Here is a 15291-nt window from a genome sequence, read left to right as displayed (position 1 = left end):
GGATCGGACCGCCGCCCTAGGCTGAGCGGGTGACCCAGGCGACCTCCCTCCTCACCGACCGGTACGAGCTCACCATGCTCGACGCAGCGCTGAAGGCCGGCACCCACGACCGCGAGTGCGTCTTCGAGTGCTTCGCCCGGCGCCTCCCGAGCGGCCGCCGCTTCGGCGTCGTCGCGGGCACCGGCCGCCTGCTGGAGCTCATCCGCGACTTCCGCTTCGGCGACGCCGAGCTCGAGTACCTGCGCTCCGAGCGCGTCGTGGGCGACGAGGCGCTGGCCTGGCTCGCCGACTACCGCTTCCGCGGCCGCATCACGGGCTACCGCGAGGGCGAGGTGTACTTCCCCGGATCGCCGCTCCTCACGGTCGAGGCGCCCTTCGCCGACGGCGTGATCCTCGAGACGCTCGTGCTCAGCGTCCTCAACTACGACTCCGCGGTCGCGAGCGCCGCAGCCCGCATGGTGCAGGTCGCCGGCGGCCGCCCGCTCGCCGAGATGGGGTCCCGCCGCACGGGCGAGCGCTCCGCCGTCGCCGCCGCCCGCGCAGCCTTCATCGCGGGCTTCAGCGCCACCTCGAACCTCGAGGCCGGCCGCACCTGGGGCGTCCCGACGATGGGCACCGCCGCGCACTCCTTCACGCTCCTGCACGACACCGAGGAGCAGGCCTTCCGCGCCCAGGTCGAGGCCCTCGGAGCGGGCACCACGCTGCTCGTGGACACGTACGACGTGCGGCAGGGCGTGGAGACCGCGGTCCGCGTGGCCGGCCCCGGCCTCGGCGCCGTCCGGCTCGACTCGGGCGACCTCCCCGTGCTCGTCGGCGAGGTGCGCGCCCAGCTCGACGCGCTCGGGGCCACGGGCACGCGGATCACGGTCACGAACGACCTCGACGAGCACGGCATCGCCGGCCTCGCAGCGTCGCCCGTCGACTCCTACGGCGTCGGGACCTCTCTCGTGACCGGGTCAGGCGCCCCCGCTGCCGGCATGGTCTTCAAGCTCGTCGCCCACCGCGACGCGGGCGGCGCTGGCGACTGGGTGTCCGTCGCGAAGCGTTCGACGGGCAAGCAGAGCCGCGGAGGCCTGAAGGCGGCGCTGCGCCGACACGACGCGCAGGGGGTCGCGACGAGCGAGCTCGTCACGGTCGGGCCGCACCCGGCGCCGCTCCCGGGCGACCGCGACCTCGTCGTCACGCTGGCGGAGGGCGGCGAGCCGGATCCGCGCTGGCTCGGCCGCCGAGGCACGGCCGCGGCGCGCGAGCATCACGCCCGTGTCGTGCGCGACCTGCCCGCGCAGGCCTTCCGGCTGCGCACCGGCGACCCGGCGATCCCGACCGAGGAGGGCGCGACCGCCTGACGCGGACGGCCTGCCCGATGCGCCCTACTCGGGCTTCATGTTCTCGTAGATGCGCTTGCAGTCCGGGCAGACCGGGAACTTCTCGGGGTCGCGACCCGGCAACCACTTCTTGCCGCAGAGCGCCTTCACGGGCTTGCCGCTGATCGCGGACTCGAGGATCTTGTCCTTCTTCACGTAGTGCGAGAAGCGCTCGTGATCGCCGGGCTCGATCGTCTCCTGCTCGAGGAGCTCCTCGAGCTCGCGGTCGAGCGTGTCGGTGCCGCCGCCCTGCGCGGGGCTTCCGGGGGCCTGTTCGATGCTGAGGATGACCATGCGGCCAGTCTACTTTTCCGGCGCGCGGGGACCGGCGGCGCGGGTCGCCTAGTGGCGCTGCGCGAAGGCCAGGAGCTCGGGTCCGCGCCGCTCGAAGACGCGGCCTCCGCCGGCCACGCCGACTACGAGGGTCACGACGCCGATGCCCAGCCCCACGACGAGCGACCACGTCGGGTACGCGCCGCCGTGGACGAGCCCCATCCAGCCGAGCCACACGGACGGCAGCGCGAGGACCACGGTGGCGAGGAACGTGAGCGTGGGCACGGTGGATCCCCCTGCGCTCACGCTCTGCGGCGCGTGGAAGGGGCTGTCCCCGGGACGCGACGCCGGATACGGGAATCGCGCGGAGAAGAGCGAGGCCAACCCGACTCCGTCGAGCAGGACGCCGCCGCTGACCCCGATGACGGAGGGCAGGACGGACGTGTCTCCGAAGCCGAGCGCGCTGAGCGGCGCGCCGATCGCGACGAGCGGGATGCCGATGGCGAGGACGGGCACGATGCGGCCGACGCGGTCCGCGACGCCGCGGATGCCGGACACGACGTGCAGCCACACCGCGGTGTGGTCGTGCGCGGTGTCGTTGTGCACGCTCCAGCCGAGGAAGAGCGCCATCACCGGCAGCGGCACCAGGGCGAGCACGTGCGCGTCTACGTCGACGATGACAAGCGGGATGAGGAGCACGAGGGGGAGCACCGGGATCAGCACGAGCGTCGCGCGGTAGCGGGGGTCGCGGATCCAGTACGTGACGCTGCGCGCGGCGACCGCGCCCGTGGGCGATGCACCGAAGCGGCCGAACCAGCCGAGGCCGGTCTGCGCGCGACCGCCGCCCGTGCGGTCCGGCGCAGTGAGGGACCACGGCACGAGGCGGAGCCAGAGGAGCGCGAGCAGCGCCGCCGAGGCGACGGCCACCAGGAGCATGCCGGCGGCTCCCCCGGCGTCGCCCGAGACGGCCGCGGCGGGAGCCGCCCAGGCCGCGCCGAGCGGGGTCCAGGCGATGACGCCGAGCACGCCGCGCGCGGGGCGGAGCCCGTCGTCGAGGAGGTCGGCCTGCGCCAGCGCGACCACAGCGGGGACGAGCAGCACGGCCACGAGACCCGCCGTGAGCCCGGTCGCCTCGCGTGCCCGGCGCGTGCTGAGCAGCACGGAGGAGAGGACGGTGCTGATCCGGGCGACGAGCACGCACGTGACGACCGCGGCACAGGCAGCTATCACGGCGACGAGGGCGGTGAGCGGATCGCGGGCCCACGTGACCACGGTGGTCAGCGCCACGACCACGAGCACCGCGCCCGGGACGCTGACGACGGCGGCCACACCGAGGGCCAGGGCGAGTCGCCGGGGCTCGATGCCGTAGGGCGCGAAGCGGCGCGGATCCATGGCGTCCTGGGTCCCCAGCACGAGCGGCACGACGAGCGACCCGAGGACGACGAGCGCGCCACCGGCCACGACGACGTCCCGCGCGGCGGCGACGTCGGCGTCGCGGAGCCCGGCCAGCGCCCCGACGGCGAGCACCGTCACGAGGATCCCGTACACGGCGGCCGCCACGAGGCCGAGGACCTGCCAGGGGCTGCGACGGAAGGCGTTGGCGAGGAGGGCGAGCCTCAGTCGGAGAACGAGTGCAACCACGAGAACCCCTCCGCCGTGCGTCGACCGCCGGCCAGCGCCACGAAGCGCTCCTCCAGCGAGCGGCCCGCGCGGACCTCGTCCATGGTCCCCGCGGCGAGGACCCGGCCGTTGACGATGATCGCGACGTGGTCGCAGATGCGCTGGATGAAGTCCATGCCGTGGCTCGACAGCACCACCGTGCCGCCGTGCGCCACGTAGTCCTGCAGGATCTCGACGACGTTGGCCGCCGACACCGGGTCGACCGACTCGAACGGCTCGTCGAGGACCAGCATGCGCGGCGAGTGGATCATGGCGCAGGCGAGCGCGACCTTCTTGGTCATGCCCGCCGAGTAGTCGGTGACGAGCCGCCCGACGGCGTCCTCCAGCCCGAAGGCGGTGATGAGGTCCGCCGAGCGGCTGCGGATCTCCGCGTCGTCGAGCCCTCGGAGGGCGCCCGAGTAGTGGAGGAGCTGCGCGCCGGTGAGGCGGTCGAAGAGGCGGAGGCGGTCCGGCAGCACGCCGATGCTCCGCTTCGCGGTGAGCGGCTCGCGCCAGACGTCGATCCCGTTGACGGTTACGGTGCCGGCGTCGGGTCGGAGGAGACCCGTGACCATGGACATGGTCGTGGTCTTTCCCGCGCCGTTCGGCCCGACGATGCCGTAGAAGGAGCCGGCGCGCACGGTGAGGGCGATGTCGTCGACGGCGACCTTCTCGTCGAAGCGCTTGGTGAGCCCCTCGATCACGAGGACGTCGTCCCCCAGCTCGGGAGCGGCGGCGCGGTCGCCGCGCACGGACGGCGTGAGGGCGGTCTCCGCGACTCCGGCGAGGCCAGGGCGGGTGGAGCGGGGCGCGGTGAGGCTGTCGGTGCGCACGGTCACGGGGCGGGCCGTCTCGGGCTCGGGATCCGGAACGCGGCCCGGCACGGCGACGGCGTCCGCGTCCGGGGTCGCGGACACGTCGTCCACGACCTGCTCGGACGGCTCGGCTGCCCGGGCCTCGGCCTCAGCGGTCGGCTCGAGCGCGGTCTCATGATCCGTGAGAGGCGCGGGCTCCGGCTCGGGCTGGGGCTGGGGCTCGGGCTCGGGCTCGGGCTCGGGCTCGACGCTCGCATCAGGCTCGGGGGCCGCGTCCGGGGCGTCGAGGGCGTCGGGGACCGCGTCGCCCGGATCCGTCGCCTCCACGCTCACCGGGTCGCCCGGATCCGCGTCCGCAGAGGTCGGGCCGGGTCCCTCCGCGACTTCCGCCGCCGAGACGTCGCCGGTCGGAGGAGTGCCGTCGTCCTCCAGGACGGGGCGGACGGGATCGCCCGCGGGCTGGCGGTCAGCATCCGAGAACATGCTGCTGAGCTCCGTCAGGCCGTCCTGGTCCGGCGCCGTGGCTCCGGCATCGTGCGGGTCCGCCGCATCCGGCACCTCTGCGGGCGTCGTCGGCGAGTCCACGGACGTGCCGGTCGCCGTCCGCTCCTCGTCCACGTCCGATGCCGCGCTGTCCTCGGAGACCACCACGGCCTCCGCGCTCCCGGCCGCTCGCTGGACGCGGGTGCGCCGACGGACGCGCGGAGGGCGGGATGCCGCGGACGGGCTCTCCCCCGCATCATCCGCCGAGACGGGCAGCCGCGACGCGGGCGCGACGACGGGACTCGACTTCACCCGGGGCGGCGTGGGCGCCACGACGACGGCGGGCGCGGTGCGCGGGGAGGGCGCGGTGGCACGACGCGGGACGCGCTGTCCGGGGCGCGGGGGGCGCGGCACGGCGGCCGATCCCTCGACGGGGACGGCCGTCACGGTCGGTTCCTCCGCCGGCACGGCTGCGGCGCTGTCGGCGTGATCCCGGGGCTCCGCGGAGGAGTCGGACGTGGCGTCAGGGGAGGTCGTCTCGTCGGGGGCGTCGGTCACGGCCCCACGTTAGCAAGGCGGTCCTCCGTGCCCGGTCCGTCGTCCTCGGAGGTCCGCGCCCGAGGCCGCCCCGACCCCGGACGCGCACCCGACGCGCCCCGGCGGGAGCCCATCCAGATCACGAAAGGGACACGACCCCGCTGCCTATCCCGCCTATTTCCCCGCCCGCGGCCTACGATGGAAGCGGCATGACGGCGTGTCGAACAGGAAACCCGCGGGTGAAGTCCCGGCGAACCCTCGATGTCCGAGGGCTGCCGAGCGGACTCGGCACCCCGCATCGAACGGAGAACACATGACCACGCAGGTAGTCATCCTGGCGGCAGGCATGGGCAGCCGTCTCGGACGCAGCCTCCCCAAGCCCCTCACCGAGCTGAGCGACGGCCGCACCATCATGGGCCAGCAGTTCGACAACATCCGCTTCGGCCTCGGCGACGACGCCAAGGTCAGCATCGTCGTGGGCTACAAGCTCGACCACATCATCGATGCGTTCCCCGACGCCGACTACATCTACAACGAGCAGTACGACCAGACCAACACGTCCAAGAGCCTGCTCCGCGCGCTCCGCGCCTCGGGCCCCGGCGGCGTGCTCTGGATGAACGGCGACGTCGTCTTCGACCCGATGATCCTCCGTCGCGCCGCCGCGATGATCGCGCGCGACCAGTCCTTCGTCACCGTCAACACCTCGCGCGTGTCCGACGAGGAGGTCAAGTACACGACCAGCCCCGAGGGCTTCATCCGCGAGCTGTCGAAGACCGTGAAGGGCGGCCTCGGCGAGGCGGTCGGCATCAACTACGTCTCCAAGGCCGACAAGCCCGTCCTCATCCGCCAGCTGGCCCGGGTCGCCGACCAGGACTACTTCGAGCGTGGAATAGAGTTGGCGATCGAGCAGGACTCCCTGCTCGTCGAACCGGTAGACATCTCCGACCTGTACGCGGTCGAGGTCGACTTCGCGGAGGACCTCGAGAGGGCCAACCTCTTCGTCTAGACCGCCTCGGGGATGCTGACGCAGAGGATCCCCGCCGTGACCGACGCCGCCAGCCCCGGTCGCGCCTCCCGCACCCCCGCCGCCCGCTACCGCAGGTCGCTCTGGCTGCTGACGACGCGTGACCTCAAGGTGCGCTACTCGACGAGCGCGCTCGGCTGGTTCTGGTCGATCCTCGACCCGCTCGTGATGTCGGGTATCTACTGGTTCGTCTTCACGGTCGTGTTCTCGCGCGACGTCGGCGAGGAGCCGTACATCGTGTTCCTCCTCGCGGCGCTCCTGCCGTGGATGTGGTTCACCGGGGCGACGAGCGACTTCACTCGGGCATTCAGCTCCCAGGCGAAGCTCGTCCGCTCGACCCGCATCCCGCGCAGCATCTGGGTGCTCCGCCTCGTCCTCGCGAAGGGCTTCGAGTTCGTCGCGAGCCTCCCGGTCCTGGCCGTGTTCGCGATCGTGGCGGGCGCGCGCCTCGACGTCCACGTGCTGCTGTTCCCGCTCGCCGTGCTCATCCAGGCGGCGCTGCTCCTCGGCATCGGCCTGATCATCGCGCCCCTCGTCGTGTTCTTCCGCGACCTCGAGCGCGCCGTGAAGCTCGTGCTGCGCTTCCTGTTCTACGCCTCGCCCATCGTCTACTCGTCGAGCGACCTGCCCGCCGAGCTGCATCCCTGGGCCGCGCTCAATCCCCTCACCGGCGTCTTCGGCCTCTACCGCGCGGCGTTCTTCCCCTCCGAGCTCGACTGGTACGCGGTCGGGGTCAGCGCGGCTATCTCCGCCGGCCTGGTCGTGGTCGGCGCGCTGGTCTTCCGCCGCTCCCTGCCCGCCGTCCTGAAGGAGATCTGATGGAGGCACCGCTCCCGTCGCCGGACCCGCGCACCGTCCTCTCGGTCGACGACGCCGGCATCCGCTTCCGCCGCAACCGGAAGGCCCGACGCAGCTTCAAGGACCTCTTCGCGGGATCGGCACGGCGCGCGCGACCGGGCGAGTTCTGGGCTCTGCGCCACGTCTCCTTCGAGGTGCGGCAGGGCGAGGCGATAGGCGTGGTCGGCCGCAACGGCCAGGGGAAGTCGACGCTGCTCAAGCTCGTCGCCGAGGTGCTCATCGCCGACGAGGGGTCGATCGGCGTCCATGCCGGCGTCGCACCGCTGATCGAGATCACGGGCGGCTTCGTCAACGACCTCACGGTCCGCGACAACATCTACCTCACGGCGGGTCTCCACGGCATGTCCAAGGCCGAGATCGACGCCCGGTTCGACGAGATCATCGCCTTCGCCGAGATCCCGGACTTCGTCGACACCCCCTACAAGCACCTCTCGAGCGGCATGAAGGTGCGCATCGCGTTCGCCGTGATCTCGCGGCTCGACGAGCCGGTGCTCCTCGTGGACGAGGTCCTCGCCGTGGGCGACCGGGCGTTCCGGGAGAAGTGCTACCACCGCATCGAGGAGATGCTCGCGGAGGGGCGCACGCTCTTCTTCGTCTCGCACAACGAGCGCGACCTCCGCCGCTTCTGCACGCGCGGGCTGTACCTCGACAAGGGCGCCCTCGTGCTCGACGGCCCCATCGACCGGGTCATGGACGCCTACAACGCCGACCACAACCCGCCGGCTCCGACAGGCGCATAGCCCGAGGCGCTCCCCTCCTCCCCAGCCCTGCCCTTCCACAGGCCCGCGACCCCGCACGTCGCACGCCGCCCCTACCGTGCACGCATGCTGCGACCGGTCCCGCCCCTGCCCATCCGCCCCGATCCCGAGCCCGCGTACCGCGTGCCCTGGCACTTCGACCGCACGCTCGAGCGGCCGCGCTTCGCGCTGGTCAACGTCGGGGACGAGGTGCTGCACGCCATCTCGCTGCACCTGCTCGGGTCGGGCACCATGCTGTCGCGCGCGCCCGTCACTGTGCGGCCGGGAGAGCGCCTGTCCACCACGATCCGCGGCGACGACCTGGCGCTCGACACGATCCTCGTGGTGCGCTGGTTCCGGCCGGACGGGGGCGAGTACCTGTGGCGGGTCAGCTTCTGACGGGCGTGGTGCCGCGTCGGTCCCGCTCGCGCTCCAGACGGATCAGCTCGGCCGGCGAGTCGCCGTCGTCCTGGGGCAGCATGTCGGCCGTGAGGCCCGTCACGAGGAGCCCCGCGTCCACGTCGAGTCCGCTCGCGATCTTGATGATGTTGCGCAGGCTCGGGTTGCGTTGGCCGCGCTCGATCTTGCCGAGGGCCGTCCAGTGGATGCCGGAGAGCTCCGCGAGCGTCTCCTGGCTGATGCCGATGCGCTGGCGCTGCTCGCGCACGCGGGAGCCGAACTCGGCGGCGGCGTCGGAGACGGTGGTGACCATGTCACATGCTTATCCGCCACATGGAGGAATGACCAGAGCGGCGACGCCCCATGCGCTTGTGCCCGCACCTCCGCGGATAGGCCTGTCATGCACGCCTCCATCCGGTGGACGACGAGGGGACGAACGGCACAGGTGCCGCGCGTAGGCTCGGAGCATGAAGGACGCCTCCGAGCTCGACCCGACCGTGGCCACCGGCATCGATCGTCTCCTGTCCGTGCAGCGCCCCGTCGTGCTCGCCCACATCCGCTCGATCCGCGCCCGCCACCCCGACGCCTCACCCGACCGCATCATCGCGATCCTGGAGAAGCGCTTCCTCGCCGCCGTCACCGCCGGTGGCGCCGCCGTGGGAGCGAGCGCCGTGATCCCCGGCGTCGGCACCGGCGTGTCCCTCGCGCTCACGGGCGTGGAGACGGCCGGCTTCCTCGAGGCGAGCGCCCTGTTCGCGCAGTCCATCACCGAGGTGCACGGCATCACCGTCGAGGATCCGGCCCGCGCCAGGGCCCTCGTCATGACGATGATGCTCGGCGCCCCGGGCGCGCAGGTCATCCAGCAGTTCACCGGCCAGTTCTCCGGCCAGCCCGTCGACCGGAACGCCAACTGGGGCCGCGCGATCACCTCGGGCCTGCCCTCGTTCGCGATCGGGCCCATAGCCGACCGCATCAAGCGCGCCTTCATCAAGCGCTTCGTGGTCAACCAGAGCGCGAGCGCCATCGGCCGCGCGGTGCCGTTCGGCATCGGTGCCGTCATCGGGGGCGCCGGCAACCGGATGCTGGGCGGGAAGATCGTCGCGAGCTCACGTCAGGCCTTCGGACCCGCTCCGGCCGGATTCCCCGACGAGCTGGCGGTGCCGGAGAAGAAGCCGCGCGTGATCCGCGTCGCCGAGAAGAAGGCCGCCAAGGGCTGACGCCACCCGCGGGGAGGTCGGCGTCGTCGCCCGACCCCGCCGAGCCTCAGGCGTCCTCGTCCTCGTCGTCGACCTGGTCGTCGGACGGCGGATCGTCGCCGCCGTCCCGGGCGTGCAGAGCCGCGTGCCGCTCCCACTCCCCCATGAGGTGGTCGATCGCCCCGTGGAAGCGCGCGGTCGCCGCGCCGGGAGAGGTGTCGCCGAAGTAGTGGCGGACCCAGGCCGCGAGCCGGCGATCCGCGGCCGCGTCGTGCTGCAGCGCGTCCAGCCGGGTGACGATGTCGCGCGCGTCGTCCGCCGTCAGCCACTCGCAGTCGGAGAGGTAGCCGTCGGTGTCGATCTGGGCCTCCGGCTGGACCGGCCGCGTCACCATCAGCGGGCGTCCCGCCGCGAGGCGGTCGTAGACCATCGCGGAGATGTCGACGATGGCGAGGTCGGCGGCGGACAGCTGCCAGGCGAGCTCGCGCGAGCGGTCGACGACGTGCTGCGCCGACGGATCCTGCGCGTTCGCCCGCTCGAGCATGGCGGCGATCTCGCGGTTCGCGCGCGCGTACCCGGGATCGACGACACCCGACCGCGGGTGCGGCCGGTAGACCACCCGATGCCGCCCCGTCGCGATGAGGTCACGCACCAGCGGCACACCGTGGGACGCGATGGACCCGTACGCGGCGGCGGCGCGATCCCCCTCCCACGTGGGCGCGTAGAGCACGACCGTGCGGTCGTCGGGCGCGTAGGGCAGCTCACCGGAGTAGTGGTCGGCCTGCGGTCGGCCGATCGGGATCGCGCGACGGGCGAGGTCGTAGTCCCAGAGGACCTTGCCGAGCCGGGCGCGGGCGGCGTCGCCGGCGATGAGGCTGTAGTCGTACGCCTTGAACTGGTTGGTGGTCATGTACATCTTGTCGGACTCGCCGTGGTTGACGAAGACATGCCACCGGCGCCCGTACCGCATCATCTGGAAGTTCCGGGTGTTCTGGTTGACGTAGAGGACGACGCGGATGTCCTGCTCCGCGATGACCCGCTCGAGGTCCGCGACGCGACGCACGTACTCCACCGGGAGGGGGCTCTCGTCGAGGAGCGCGTTCGCCCCGCTCGGGTGGCGGCTCAGGATGACGACCGGATGCGTGCGCGCCAGCTCGACGAGCGGCCGGTACCACTGGCGGATCTGGTACATGTTCACGGCCGAGTCGGCGAAGTACACGGCGACGCGGTACTCGCCTCGGGGCGAGGGGGCGCGGAGCGCGAGCTTGCGCTGGAGGGTCCCGCGCGCACGGCGCTGCTGGACCAGCGAGCGGACAGCGCGCACGCCGAGGCGAGCGTCGTTCAGGAGACCCATGACTCCACCGTAGCCAGCGCTCCGGGTGCCTCCGGACGCGCCCCGGCCGGGGGCGCGGAACGGTGTGCGATCGTGACCGATCGGGGTCGGATCACGATCAGATGACGGGCGGCCTGCCCGCGCGCGTCATGCGGACGACGGTGCTCCACGACATCGGACGACGCGGCCCGGGCGACGTCGTCCACCCCTCGCGCCAGCCGCGCAGCCAGGTGCCGAGGCCGTCTCGGTTCCGCGCGCTGCGGATCAGCTGCACCGCGGTCCACGACCCCACGTACACGGGCACGAGCGGCAGCGGCAGGTTGCGCCGCGCGAGCCAGACCCGGTTGCGCGCGTTCAGGCGGTGGTACTCCGCGTGCCGGGTCGGGGCGACGGCGGGGTGGTGGGCGACGAGGTCGCCCGCGTACCAGGCGCGGAGCCCCTGATCCCAGATCCGCCATGCCAGCTCGATCCCCTCGTGGGCGTAGAAGAACTCCCCCGCCCAGCCGCCAGCGGCCTCGAACGCGTCGCGGCGGACGACGACGGCACCCTCCAGCACGGACATGACCTCGCTCGAGCTCGCGGGATCGCCCTTGCGGATGCGCGGGATCCAGCGGCGGGGCGTGGCGGCACCGGTCGGGTCGACGATCCGCGGCTGGATGAGCGCGATGTCACCCGTCGTCCGCATCAGCTCGAGGGAGTCCGCGAGGAACGCCGCGCTCGGCACGGTCTCGTCGTCGTCGAGGAAGAACAGCGTCTCGCCGGCGACGAGCGGGACCCCGGCGTTGCGCCCGGCGGGGATGCCCAGGTTCTCGGGCAGGTGCAGGCCCCGCACGCCGTCGGGCAGGCCCACGGGATCCCAGCCGTTGCCGACCACGACGACGTCGAGCGCGACGCCCTGCTGCCGCAGCACCGAGGCGAGCGACGCCGCCAGCCCCTCCGGCCGACGCCCCTGGCTGAGGACGACGACGCCGACGCGCGGGACGGCGACCGTCATGCGGACGTCAGCCGACGCGAGGTGACGATCATCACGAAGTGCCCGACGAGCGCCAGCACCGCGAGCGGCACCAGGACGACGAGGTACACCCGGTCGGTCTCCGGCTGACCCGCGACGAGGCCGATCAGCGCGACGACGAAGGTCACGATGGTGAGCTCCACCGAGTGGAACATGCGGTGGAAGGGCAGGAACCGCACGACGCGGCGGGCCGTGGCGATCAGGGAGTGCTGCGACGCGACCGTACCGGCGCCGACGGGAGCCTTGGGCAGGTCGGCCGACGCCCGCGCCACGCGGACCATGTCGTTCAGCGCCTTGTTCAGCACGATCACGAGCGCCAGGGCGAACGCGAGGGTCGTCCACGGCAGGTCGCCCGGCGCCTCGAAGGGGTAGGCGGCGGCGCGGATCCCGAGGGCGAGCGCGATCAGCGTCTCGGTGGAGTAGTGCCCCACGGCGTCGAGGAAGTGGCCGACCGGCGACGAGGTACGGCGCCAGCGCGCCACCTCGCCGTCGCAGCAGTCCACCAGCATCTGCAGCTGGCCGAGGACCAGCGCGAGGGCGGCCCCCGCGATGCCGGGGATGAGGAGCGCGGCGGCGGCCGCCCAGCCCGTGAGGATCATGACGACGGTGACCCCGTTCGCGCTGATCCTCGTCCGTAGCAGCAGCCAGGTCAGGTACGGCGAGAGGTCGCGCAGGTACAGGTGCGCCGTCCAGTGCTCGGCGTTCGCGCGGAGTCGCACCTCGGGCGGCTGCGTCACGCGGCGGAGCTCGTCGATGGAGGTGGGCAGGCCGCGGTCGCCGGTGCCGGGAGCGGCGCTCATCGGCCGGTGTGCCCGTCGAGGTCGTCGGTGAGCTCGAGGAAGCCGAGCACGAACCCGGTGCCCCAGCTGAAGTGGATGGACGGGAGGACCGCCGCGAAGCGGAGCATCGTCGCGGCGCCGTCCCGCGAGGCGACCGAGACCGAGCTCACCAGCACGAAGCCGGCGTAGACGCCGGGCACGACGAAGGCGCCGACGAGGCGGCGCAGGCCCGGCATCCCCAGCGCGGCGCCGACGAGGCCCGCGGTACCCAGGAGGAGCCCCGCGGCCACTCCGGCGACCGCGACCGGGGGCACGAAGTACCGCACGGAGTTCTGCCGCGTGTAGCGCCGGGCGAGCTCCCCGCGCCACAGGCCGGTGGCGAAGAACTGGCGGATGAGCGAGCGGAACGTGGAGCGCGGACGGTAGGTCACCTTCATCCTCGGCGTGAACCACACGAGTCCGCCGCTCTGCCGGAGCCGGCGGTTGAGCTCCCAGTCCTGGCCGCGTCGCACGCCCTCGTCGAAGAGCCCGACCTCCACGAGACGCTCGCGACGGAAGGCGCCTAGGTAGGCGGTCTCCGCCGGCCCCTCCTTGCCGCCCACGTGATGCGCGGTGCCGCCGAGCCCGACCCGGGCGCCGTACGCGCGGGCGACGGCCTTCTCGAACGGCGTGCGCCCCTCGGCCGACATGAGACCGCCGACGTTGTCGGCGCCGGTCGCCTGCAGGGTCTCGACGGCGATGCGCGTGTAGTCGCGCGGCAGGAGCGAGTGCGCGTCGACGCGGATCACGATGGGGTGGCGCGTGGCGCGGATGGCCGCATTGAGGCCGCCGGGCGTGGACCCCGTGGGGTTGTCGACGCTCGTGATGCGCGGATCGGCCCGGGCCATCTCGCGGACGACCTCGGTGGTGCCGTCTGTGCTCGGACCGAGGGCCAGGACGACCTCGAAGTCGCCGGGGTAGTCCTGCTGCATCATGCTGTCGACGGCGGAGCGGACATGGGCCGCCTCGTTGAGGATCGGCATGACGTACGAGACGGCGGGGAGATCGCCGGGGCTGCCGGCGACGGGGTCTCGTCGCGGGTGGTGCGCCATCTGAGCCGATCTCTTGAGGGAGGTGCGGCCGGGGCCTGTCGGGGGCCGAGCCTCGCAGGAGTTTACCAGCCTCCCCGTCGGCCGCCCGCCGGTCGAGGACGACGAGGGGCGGACCGGCGCCAGCCGATCCGCCCCTCGTGACGCCCCTCGCTACTGCTGCAGCGTGCCGAGCGTGACGTCCACCTTCTGCTTCTGCCCACCGCGGATGACGGTGAGCTCCGCGGCGCTGCCGCCGGCGAGGGCGCGCACCTGAGCCGTGAGGTCGCTCGCCTTGCTGATCGGGATGCTGCCGAAGGCGGTCACGATGTCCCCCTGCTTCAGCCCCGCAGCAGCCGCCGCACCACCGCTCTGGACCTCGGCGATGAACGCGCCGCCGACCGGGGTGGCCGAGTCGCCGCTGGCGACGTCGCGGACGCTCGCCCCGAGGAGACCGTGGGATGCCTTGCCGTTCTGGATGATCTCCTGGCCCACGCGCTTCGCGAGGTTCGACGGGATGGCGAAGCCGACGCCGATGCTGCCGGCGGTGGAGCTGGTGCCGCCCGCGTTCGCGATGGCGACGTTGACGCCGATGAGCTTGCCGTCGCCGTCGAGGAGCGCACCGCCCGAGTTGCCGGGGTTGATGGCCGCGTCGGTCTGGATCACCGCGAGGTTGATGTTCGCCGAGGCCTGGCCCTGAGCGCCGGAACCGCCCTGGCCGCCCTGGCCACCCTCGCCGCCGGAACCGCCCTGGCCCTCGTTGCCGAAGGGCCAGAAGTTGAACGGCGTCTCGTCGCTCTGGCTGCCGTCGCCCGGTGTCGCCGGGGCTGCCGACGACGCGACCTGGATGCTCCGGTCGAGGGCGCTGACGATGCCGTCGGTGACGGTGCCGGAGAGCCCCAGAGGGGCACCGATGGCGATGGCGGTGTCGCCGACGTTGAGCTTCGACGAGTCGGCGAACTCTATGGGCGTGAGGCCGCTCGCGTTGTCGAGCTTGATGACGGCGAGGTCGACGACGGGATCCGTGCCGACGAGCTTCGCCGTGTAGAGCGCCCCGTCCGCGGTCTTCACCTGGATGGTGGCGTCGCCGGTCTGGCCGTCGAGCGTCACCACGTGGGTGTTGGTGAGGATGTAGCCGTCGCTGGAGAGCACGACGCCGGAGCCCGTGCCGCCGGCCTGCGCACCGGCCACCTCGATGGTGACGACCGAGCCGGACACCTTGGCGGCGACGGCCGTGATGGGAGTCGCGTTGTCCGGGTCGTTGACCGTGATGTTCGCAGGCGACTGGCTGACCGACTCGGTCGAGGCGTCGTCGTGCGCGATGGCCCAGGTGGTGAGACCGCCGGCGGCACCGCCGATGAGCGCCCCGACGGCCAGCATGGCGACGAGGGGCAGTGCCTTGTTCGGCTTCTTCTTGGGAGCAGCGGTCGTGGTGTCGCCGACCGGCTCGGATCCCGCCGCCGCAGCGCCACCGAGAGGCGCGGTCGCCGCGTGGTCGGTCGGTGCTGCCGTTCCGTAGGCGAGGGTGTCCTGCTGATCCGACGTGGTCGGCGTGGTCGGCGCGGGATGGGACGCGGCCGCGGGGCCGGCGGGCGCCGGCCAGGCCGATCCCTCGTCGCGCGCCTGAGGGGCATCGGACGACGTGGCACCCGTCGAGGAGCCCTCGGCTCGGCCGGCTGCCTCGCGGCCGCCCTCGTGCTCGTCGTCGCCGTGGCTTCTGTCGGTCATCGGTGGTGCTCCTCTCAGGTCATGCCA

Annotated in this window: 15 protein-coding genes; 6 read left to right on the top strand and 9 right to left on the bottom strand. The window is 72.8% G+C overall.

Going from position 1 to position 15291, the window contains the following annotated elements:
* Window positions 1-29 precede the first annotated feature (29 nt).
* Complete coding sequence (locus NL142_RS06730; protein WP_435081429.1) at window positions 30-1346, top strand: nicotinate phosphoribosyltransferase; 1317 nt, start codon at window positions 30-32, stop codon at window positions 1344-1346.
* 24 nt (window positions 1347-1370) lie between these two features.
* On the opposite strand, the gene NL142_RS06725 is transcribed toward NL142_RS06730, so the two are convergent.
* Genes NL142_RS06725 through NL142_RS06715 form a run of 3 tightly spaced genes read right to left on the bottom strand, consistent with a single transcriptional unit; the run spans window position 1371 to window position 5152 of the window.
* Window positions 1371-1658: a DUF3039 domain-containing protein gene (locus NL142_RS06725; RefSeq protein WP_012037977.1), complete on the bottom strand. Its 288-nt coding sequence runs from the start codon at window positions 1656-1658 to the stop codon at window positions 1371-1373.
* Window positions 1659-1706: 48 nt separating this feature from the next.
* Complete coding sequence (locus NL142_RS06720) at window positions 1707-3278, bottom strand: ABC transporter permease (RefSeq protein WP_435081428.1); 1572 nt, start codon at window positions 3276-3278, stop codon at window positions 1707-1709.
* Complete coding sequence (locus NL142_RS06715) at window positions 3254-5152, bottom strand: ATP-binding cassette domain-containing protein (RefSeq protein ID WP_435081427.1); 1899 nt, start codon at window positions 5150-5152, stop codon at window positions 3254-3256. Before NL142_RS06715 ends, NL142_RS06720 begins: the two co-directional genes overlap by 25 nt.
* 292 nt (window positions 5153-5444) lie before the next feature.
* Here NL142_RS06715 and NL142_RS06710 point away from each other — a divergent pair, with 292 nt between their 5' ends.
* The 4 genes from NL142_RS06710 to NL142_RS06695 all read left to right on the top strand — a co-directional run bounded on the left by NL142_RS06710 (window position 5445) and on the right by NL142_RS06695 (window position 8149).
* Window positions 5445-6137 carry a phosphocholine cytidylyltransferase family protein gene (locus NL142_RS06710; protein ID WP_012037974.1) on the top strand — a complete coding sequence of 231 codons (693 nt, stop codon included), beginning with the start codon at window positions 5445-5447 and terminating at the stop codon, window positions 6135-6137.
* Window positions 6138-6173: 36 nt separating this feature from the next.
* Window positions 6174-6974, top strand: a complete 801-nt coding sequence (locus NL142_RS06705; RefSeq protein WP_435081426.1) for an ABC transporter permease — start codon at window positions 6174-6176, stop codon at window positions 6972-6974.
* The gene (locus NL142_RS06700; RefSeq protein WP_435081425.1) at window positions 6974-7753 is read left to right on the top strand and encodes an ABC transporter ATP-binding protein; all 780 of its coding nucleotides are present in this window, start codon (window positions 6974-6976) and stop codon (window positions 7751-7753) included. The genes NL142_RS06705 and NL142_RS06700 overlap by 1 nt, the downstream gene beginning before the upstream one ends.
* Window positions 7754-7837: 84 nt before the next feature.
* Entirely contained in the window at window positions 7838-8149 is a 312-nt protein-coding gene (locus NL142_RS06695; protein WP_194666248.1) for a hypothetical protein, read from the top strand.
* Here the strand turns inward: NL142_RS06695 and NL142_RS06690 are convergent.
* Window positions 8139-8462, bottom strand: a complete 324-nt coding sequence (locus tag NL142_RS06690) for a helix-turn-helix domain-containing protein (protein ID WP_012299425.1) — start codon at window positions 8460-8462, stop codon at window positions 8139-8141. The two genes, NL142_RS06695 and NL142_RS06690, sit on opposite strands and share 11 nt — an antisense overlap.
* Window positions 8463-8616: 154 nt before the next feature.
* On the opposite strand from NL142_RS06690, the gene NL142_RS06685 reads away from it, so the two are divergent.
* Window positions 8617-9366 (top strand): hypothetical protein, encoded by a 750-nt coding sequence (locus NL142_RS06685; protein WP_194682826.1) that lies wholly within the window; start codon window positions 8617-8619, stop codon window positions 9364-9366.
* Window positions 9367-9412: 46 nt separating this feature from the next.
* Here the strand turns inward: NL142_RS06685 and NL142_RS06680 are convergent, their stop codons facing one another.
* The 5 genes from NL142_RS06680 to NL142_RS06660 all read right to left on the bottom strand — a co-directional run bounded on the left by NL142_RS06680 (window position 9413) and on the right by NL142_RS06660 (window position 15264).
* Complete coding sequence (locus NL142_RS06680; protein WP_435081424.1) at window positions 9413-10699, bottom strand: hypothetical protein; 1287 nt, start codon at window positions 10697-10699, stop codon at window positions 9413-9415.
* A gap of 97 nt (window positions 10700-10796) precedes the next feature.
* Window positions 10797-11672 carry a glycosyltransferase family 2 protein gene (locus NL142_RS06675; protein ID WP_435081423.1) on the bottom strand — a complete coding sequence of 292 codons (876 nt, stop codon included), beginning with the start codon at window positions 11670-11672 and terminating at the stop codon, window positions 10797-10799.
* Entirely contained in the window at window positions 11669-12490 is an 822-nt protein-coding gene (locus NL142_RS06670) for a CDP-alcohol phosphatidyltransferase family protein (RefSeq protein WP_194682829.1), read from the bottom strand. The genes NL142_RS06675 and NL142_RS06670 overlap by 4 nt, the downstream gene beginning before the upstream one ends.
* On the bottom strand, window positions 12487-13560 hold the full coding sequence (locus NL142_RS06665; RefSeq protein WP_435081422.1) for a glycosyltransferase family 2 protein: 1074 nt from the start codon (window positions 13558-13560) through the stop codon (window positions 12487-12489). The genes NL142_RS06670 and NL142_RS06665 overlap by 4 nt, the downstream gene beginning before the upstream one ends.
* Before the next feature lie 150 nt (window positions 13561-13710).
* A complete protein-coding gene (locus NL142_RS06660) occupies window positions 13711-15264 on the bottom strand; it encodes a S1C family serine protease (protein WP_435081421.1) in 1554 nt (517 codons plus the stop codon).
* Window positions 15265-15291: the final 27 nt, after the last annotated feature.

Origin of the sequence: Clavibacter quasicaliforniensis (assembly GCF_051201715.1) — a bacterium.
Taxonomy (GTDB): domain Bacteria; phylum Actinomycetota; class Actinomycetes; order Actinomycetales; family Microbacteriaceae; genus Clavibacter; species Clavibacter seminis.
The sequence above is the reverse complement of the archived record's forward strand: the minus strand, read 5'-3'. Positions and strand labels throughout refer to the sequence as shown.